Here is a 252-nt window from a genome sequence, read left to right on the forward strand (position 1 = left end):
CGATCTCGTGCGCCGGGTCGGGGCAGACTGCGCGGTCAGCGTCGACGGCAACGCCTATTCGGTGCCGTGGCGGCTGATCGGCGAGCGGGTTCGCGTCACCGTGAGCGGAGCGGTGGTGCGCGTCCACTGACCTGACCGATATTTTGGACCGAGCCGATTGGGAGGCTACTGCATGGCCGCTGCCATGGGTAGCCGGAAGGCCAGATCCGGGTAGCTGACGGGCGCGGGCGGCCGATAGCCCAGGGACGAATG

General features: G+C 68.7%; 1 pseudogene. It reads left to right on the forward strand.

Features of this window, described 5'->3' with window-relative positions:
• Positions 1 to 127: pseudogene (locus tag ACLBYB_RS33630) on the forward strand (Mu transposase domain-containing protein); the annotation flags it as partial.
• Positions 128 to 252: the final 125 nt, after the last annotated feature.

The sequence above is a fragment of the Methylobacterium sp. D54C genome, assembly GCF_053345595.1.